Raw genomic sequence first — 5,614 nt, 5'->3', positions numbered from 1 at the left:
GCCTATACGAAGGCATACAGCCAGCGCGGCGCAAAGTGCGGCCGGTCCTTGGCAAGTTTCAGCAACAGTCAAGGATCTTCCCCAGGGAATGGCAACGCTCTTACCTTTTCGCTCAACAGCACTGTGATCACAGCTATCACGCCGCTGTTGGCCGTTGCAGGCTATCCCACACCATCGTTCGACCCGACGTCCCCAATGGCACTGGGTTCGCGGAGGCCCATCCGCTCCGAGAACAACATTCAGCTGCGCGTTTCACCGTGGGCCCATGTGACTCTCAATGGAAAGCGAGTGGGCGTGACTCCTCCGCTCACAGAACTCAAGCTCCCCCCAGGCTCACACAACATTGAATTCAGCAACCCCGGCTTCGATACCGTGCGCAAAACGCTCAAGGTCGAGCCAGATCAACCGATCACGATCACCCATGACTTTGACGCGAGATAAATCCATGCGAAACCGTTACTGGAGCGCCTTGATCGTCGCCTGCGCCAGCCTTCTCCTGGCCGCTTGCGAAACAGCGCCAAAGCCCCCCGAGCCGCAGGTGGAAGCACCGCCACCACCGCCACCAGCTCCCGAGCCCGTCGCACCGGTGGATCCGCGCGCGCAGAAAGAGGCACAGCTGACCGAAGCATTGAACGCGTACGCAGAAGGGCAGTTCGATGAAGCCATCGTCAAGCTCACACCTCTTGCCGACGCCCCCGAGCTACCGCTGACATTGCAAATCAAGGCCCGCAAGTTCATGGCCTTCAGCCACTGCGCCGCAGGGCGGCCGCGCCCCTGCCGACAGCAGTTCGAACTCGCCCTCGAGCAGGACCCCACGTTCCAACTCACCGAGGCAGAAAAGGGCCACCCGGTCTGGGGCCGTGAATTCATCAATGCCCGCAATGCTGCGCGTTCCAAGCGCAACACCCGTAAGACATCCTGACGCTCCTCCAGACAACGCACGCGCAAATACGCAATGGACAAGATAGAACTGGTGGTCACACACGAAGCGGGTAGCCCGGTCTGCCGCTATTGGTCCGCCATCTTTGGGATGGCAGGCGGGACCGTGGGTCGTGCAGGGCAAAACAAGCTGGTATTGCCCGATGACGACGCGATGGTCGCGCGCGTGCATGCCATGGTCCGCCTTGACTCCGACCGAGCCTATATCGCCAATCTGTGCGAACGCCGCTCAGTGCGCGTAAACGGGCTGGAGGTGCTGTCCGGGCAAGAGGTACCGCTTGTACCCGGCACAAGCATAGGCATTGGTCCATATCAACTGCGCGCAGTCATTCCAGGGCAACACCAGGATGCGCAGGCTACCCAGGCGAAGGTCTCCCGCGCGTTCACAGAAGGCATCTCGGAGGCCACATCGGCAGCCGGCAGTGACACACAGCCGGGTACATCCACACCGAGCGCCAATGCCGCAACCTCGGCGATCGGGCTCGCCTCCCTGCCCAACCCCTGGGCAGACATACCAGACATCGTCGGAGGAGATGCACACCTGTCAGGCCTCTTGCTCTCGTCCCTGCCCGAAGCACCATCGCAGCACGATGCGGAGGCCAGCCCCTTCGCAATGCTTGGACGGGTCGAGGCCCGCTCTGCGGCAGCGCTCGTCCCTGAACGGTCCGCCACCGGGCCAGGGCCCGCCGCGGCACTGACAGTGGCGCAATCGGCCTCTGCCGCCCCTGTTGCGGACGGGCTGCATGCAGACATTCCGACGGAACACGCCCCACCCCACCCGTTCGATATTTCTGCCGCTACAGCAAGGCCCACACAGGCACCGCCGACAGCGCATCGAGCGATGGTCATTCCCGACGACTTCAACCCATTCGCAGTTGATCCCAGGGAGCAAGCCCTCCAGCGTGACCCCTGGAGCGGGAATCTTGCCGCCAAGAGCTTGGCTGAAGTGGTTCAACTCAAGAACGATGGCCTGCTCCAGGCATTGCCCAAAACGGGGCATTTCGCGGGCGAAATGGACAATGCTGCGCATACCGGGCTGCCCAAGCAGTTGGATCCAGCCATCGAACTGAACCCGCTGAAGCTCTTTCGTGAGCCCGGGGAGTCGATGTATGTGGAGCCAGAAGACCATGGCATGTCCCGCGGCTCGGATTTGGCCCAGGTGTTCAACATGCCCCGCGATGCCCAACGGCGCCATGCGACAGCGCTGCCAGCTGCGGTCACCCATGGGCTCCCCGCCACCAACCGCCTCAACGTCGAGGCAACTCCGGTGGCTGCGCCGCCCGTTGAGTCTGTTGTAGAGGCAGGACTTCACGCCATGCAAGGGCTGGACTTGGCTCTGTTCGACGGCGGAGACGCTGCGCAGGCACTGCGGGAGGAGGACTTGCTGAAGATCGCAGATATCCAGCCGCCGCACCTATGGGAGAACGCGATCCCCACGCACGCCACGCAGCCCGCGTCACCCCCTGCGCCGACACCGACCGCCGCTGACGCCCACGTAACGGCGCAGACAACGGTAGCTTCATCGGATGCACTCGCCGCTGCTTTTCTCCAAGGCGCGGGGATAGAGCAAGGCAAAGCACACGTCACCATCACGCCGGATTTCATGCGCGCTTTCGGCGAAGCACTGCGGGTAGCGGTACAAGGCTCTATCGACCTCCTCTCCGCGCGCTCGGAAATCAAACGTGAATTCCGAGCGGACGTCACGATCATTGCCTCCGGGGCCAACAACCCCCTCAAGTTCCTGCCGACGGCAGACGGTGTGATGCTGCAGCTTATTGGACAGACGTTTCCGGGATTCATGAAGCCGGTACCCGCAATGAAGGAAGCGTACAAAGACCTGGCGGTACACCAGATCGCACTGATGGCCGGCATACGAGCCGCCTACTCAGAAGCCGTGGCAAGCCTCAGCCCAGCAGAGCTAGAGAAGAAAGCTGCGGTAGCGTCTAGCCTGCTAACCAAAATATCCAGAGTGCATCGCAAAGCCGCCTTGTGGGACGACTTCCAGCAGCAATATGACTCGGTGCGTCGCCATGCAGAAGACGACCTCATGGCGTTCTCCGGGAAAACCTTTGTGAACGCATACGAAGCCGCCGCACAGTCTGCCGAGGAGCATTCGTGATCGCACATATCGCAGGAGAGTCGCACCGCCTGCGGCTGTCGGTATCGGCCATCACCGACAAAGGCGGCCGTGCCTCCAACGAAGATTACCTAGGCATGATAGATCTGGGATCGAGAGGCTTTTGCTGCACCCTGGCGGATGGAGCTGGAGGCCATGGCAACGGTGCGCTGGCCGCGCGCCTGACGGTGGACGCCGTACTCGGAGGTTACCGCGAGAACCCTATGTTTGCGCCAGCCAGCCTGGCATCGCTCATCTTTCGCGCCGAACATACAGTATCTGAAGAACAGCCCACCTCCGTTTCGCGGATGCACATGAGCGCCACCGTGGTCCTGCTGTGCATAGATCCGGTCACCGGCCGCGCGCTGTGGGCGCATTGGGGCGACTCGCGCCTTTACTGGTTCCGGGAAGGCCGGGTTCACCGCATGACCGAAGACCACAGCGTTGTGCAGCAGCTTTTGCACGCTGGCTTGTATGCCAACGGCGATCCCAGGTCGCTGCCCAATCGCAGTGTCCTGGCCGGTGCAGTGGGTGCCGAGTCGCAGGTACCGCCCACCGTGCTGCCTGAATCCGTGGAGCTGACAGAGGGTGACGCCTTTCTGCTGTGCTCCGACGGACTTTGGGAAAACCTACACGAGTCCGCGATGGAACAAGCGCTGCGGGCCGCAGAGCGGCCCGACGTCTGGCTACAGCACATGGCGGAAGCCGTTCGCTCCAAAGACCGTCCCCATCAGGACAACCTCAGCGCGCTGGCCGTGTGGGTATCCGCAAACCAGACCGTCAACTGAACTGAATCGAACTGCCCACTGAACGGGAGGATGCCGCCATGCAGATGACCAAGAAAGCCGTATCAAGGCGAACGATCCTGAAGACCACCCACTGGCTGTCAATGGCAGCGCTGCCTCTGTCCGGATGCGGCGTGGTGAACACACTCAATCGCCCCAGCGAGGCGCCCACCGGGGTGCCGCCAGCCGTCATCGAGATCATCGCCGAGCGCAGCCTGAACCCTGACGTGGACGGCATGCCCAAGCCCGTACTGCTGCGCATCTACGAATTGCGCACTCCCGTCACCTTCGAACGCTCCAGCTTCTTCGACCTGTTGGACAAGGACGAAAGCCAGCTCGGCGGCGACTTCGTGCGGCGAGAAGAGATCCTGATTGCACCGGGTGAGCGCCGCGTCATCGAACGCAAAGGCAACCCCGACGTGCGTGCCTTCGGTTTCTTCGCCAGCTATCGCGACCTCGAGCGCAGCACCTGGCGTGCACATGTCGATGCCCCGAACTCGGTGGAAATGCGCCGCCGCTGGTGGGGCCTTGGAGAAACACAGCGGCTCAAACCCGTTCACTACCTGGTCACGGTCTCGCGCGACGCCGTACGGGTTCAACATCAAATCACTTCAAGGTAGAACCATGGTTTGGCAACGCAAGGTGGTGTGGGCGGAAGGGATGTTCCTGCGCCCTCAGCACTTTCAACAACAAGAGCGACACCTGGACTTTCTGATCCAAGGGCGCAGTCTTTCCGCCCAGCCTTTCTACTGGGGGTTTTCAGAGCTGACCCTGGACACCCAGATGCTGGCCCTCGGCAAGGTTGCACTGATCTCTGCGCAAGGTGTGCTACCTGACGGCACGCCGTTCAGGATCCCGGATGTGGACGATGCCCCACCACCGTTTGATGTGGGGAAGAACACCAAAGACACGCTGATCCATCTGTCACTCCCGCTGCGGCGGCGTAGCGGCGCAGAAGTAACCCTTGCCGACGACGACGCAGGCATGACGCGTTACCAAGCGCAGGTGCTGGAAGTGGCAGACATTAACGACGTTGGCGCGCAGCCGGCGGAGGTGCAGTTGGGCATCGCCCGGTTCAGCCTGCGCACATCACACGATCTTTCCGACGGTTGGGTATCTCTGCCCGTGACCCACGTGGTGGAACGCAAGGCGGATGGAGCAGCTTTGCTGGACAAAACCTTCATCCCGACTGTCGTCAACAACTCTGAAACCTCCGCACTATTCGCGTTTTGCCGAGAACTTCACGGCCTGTTGCGCCAGCGGGGCGTCGCGCTGGAGGAGCGGCTGATCCAGCCAGGGCGCGGCGGTGTCGGCGAGGTGGGTGACTTCCTGATGCTGCAGTTCATCAACCGATGGGAGCCCGCGGTAGAACATTGGGTCAGGATTCGCAGCATTCACCCTGAGCGCCTCTTCGATGACCTCCTGAAAATGGCGGGCGAGCTGTCCACCTTCACCCGCGAGCAACGACGCCCCGCGCCACTGCCGGCTTATGACCACGACGACCTGCGCAGCTGCTTTCCGCCCTTGATGCTGGAACTGCGCCGCGGCCTTTCGTCGGTGCTTGAGCAAAACGCTATCCAGATCGAGCTGCAGGAGCGGCAATACGGCGTTCGTGTAGCCCTCATCCCGTCCACCGAGCTGCTGACCACCTGCGATTTCGTGTTGGCAGTACACGCCCAGACCACGGTGGAATTCCTGCGCACCCACTTTCCCACCCAGACGAAGCTGGGGCCTGTCGAGAAGATCCGGGACCTCGTCAACCTCCACCTGCCGG

Annotated in this window: 6 protein-coding genes; all 6 read left to right on the top strand. The window is 62.0% G+C overall.

The genetic code is table 11. The annotated features are described in order from the left end of the window. Positions 1–441 (top strand): PEGA domain-containing protein (locus DBR23_RS03010; RefSeq protein ID WP_233250247.1); only part of this gene is annotated, 441 nt, incomplete at its 5' end. A 4-nt stretch (positions 442–445) separates the two neighbouring features. Continuing rightward, positions 446–922, top strand: a complete 477-nt coding sequence (locus tag DBR23_RS03005) for a TssQ family T6SS-associated lipoprotein (RefSeq protein ID WP_146191211.1) — start codon at positions 446–448, stop codon at positions 920–922. Between the two features lie 33 nt (positions 923–955). Continuing rightward, positions 956–3,058 (top strand): type VI secretion system-associated FHA domain protein TagH, encoded by a 2,103-nt coding sequence (tagH, locus tag DBR23_RS03000; protein WP_108497272.1) that lies wholly within the window; start codon positions 956–958, stop codon positions 3,056–3,058. Then, positions 3,055–3,843 carry a PP2C family serine/threonine-protein phosphatase gene (locus DBR23_RS02995; protein ID WP_108497271.1) on the top strand — a complete coding sequence of 263 codons (789 nt, stop codon included), beginning with the start codon at positions 3,055–3,057 and terminating at the stop codon, positions 3,841–3,843. Before tagH ends, DBR23_RS02995 begins: the two co-directional genes overlap by 4 nt. 38 nt (positions 3,844–3,881) lie before the next feature. Then, positions 3,882–4,460 carry a type VI secretion system lipoprotein TssJ gene (gene tssJ, locus DBR23_RS02990; RefSeq protein ID WP_233250246.1) on the top strand — a complete coding sequence of 193 codons (579 nt, stop codon included), beginning with the start codon at positions 3,882–3,884 and terminating at the stop codon, positions 4,458–4,460. Positions 4,461–4,464: 4 nt separating this feature from the next. Continuing rightward, positions 4,465–5,614, top strand: a 1,150-nt coding sequence (tssK, locus tag DBR23_RS02985; RefSeq protein ID WP_108497270.1) for a type VI secretion system baseplate subunit TssK, incomplete at its 3' end; no start/stop codon positions are given.

The sequence above is a fragment of the Acidovorax sp. HMWF018 genome, assembly GCF_003061035.1.
Taxonomy (GTDB): Bacteria; Pseudomonadota; Gammaproteobacteria; order Burkholderiales; family Burkholderiaceae_C; genus Acidovorax; species Acidovorax delafieldii.
This window is presented reverse-complemented; position numbering and strand designations above follow the sequence as displayed.

Coding starts and splice junctions, on each gene's coding strand:
- tssJ (WP_233250246.1), top strand. CDS start 3,882: ATGCAGATGACCAAGAAAGCCGTATCAAGGCGAACGATCCTGAAGACC.
- tagH (WP_108497272.1), top strand. CDS start 956: ATGGACAAGATAGAACTGGTGGTCACACACGAAGCGGGTAGCCCGGTC.
- DBR23_RS03005 (WP_146191211.1), top strand. CDS start 446: ATGCGAAACCGTTACTGGAGCGCCTTGATCGTCGCCTGCGCCAGCCTT.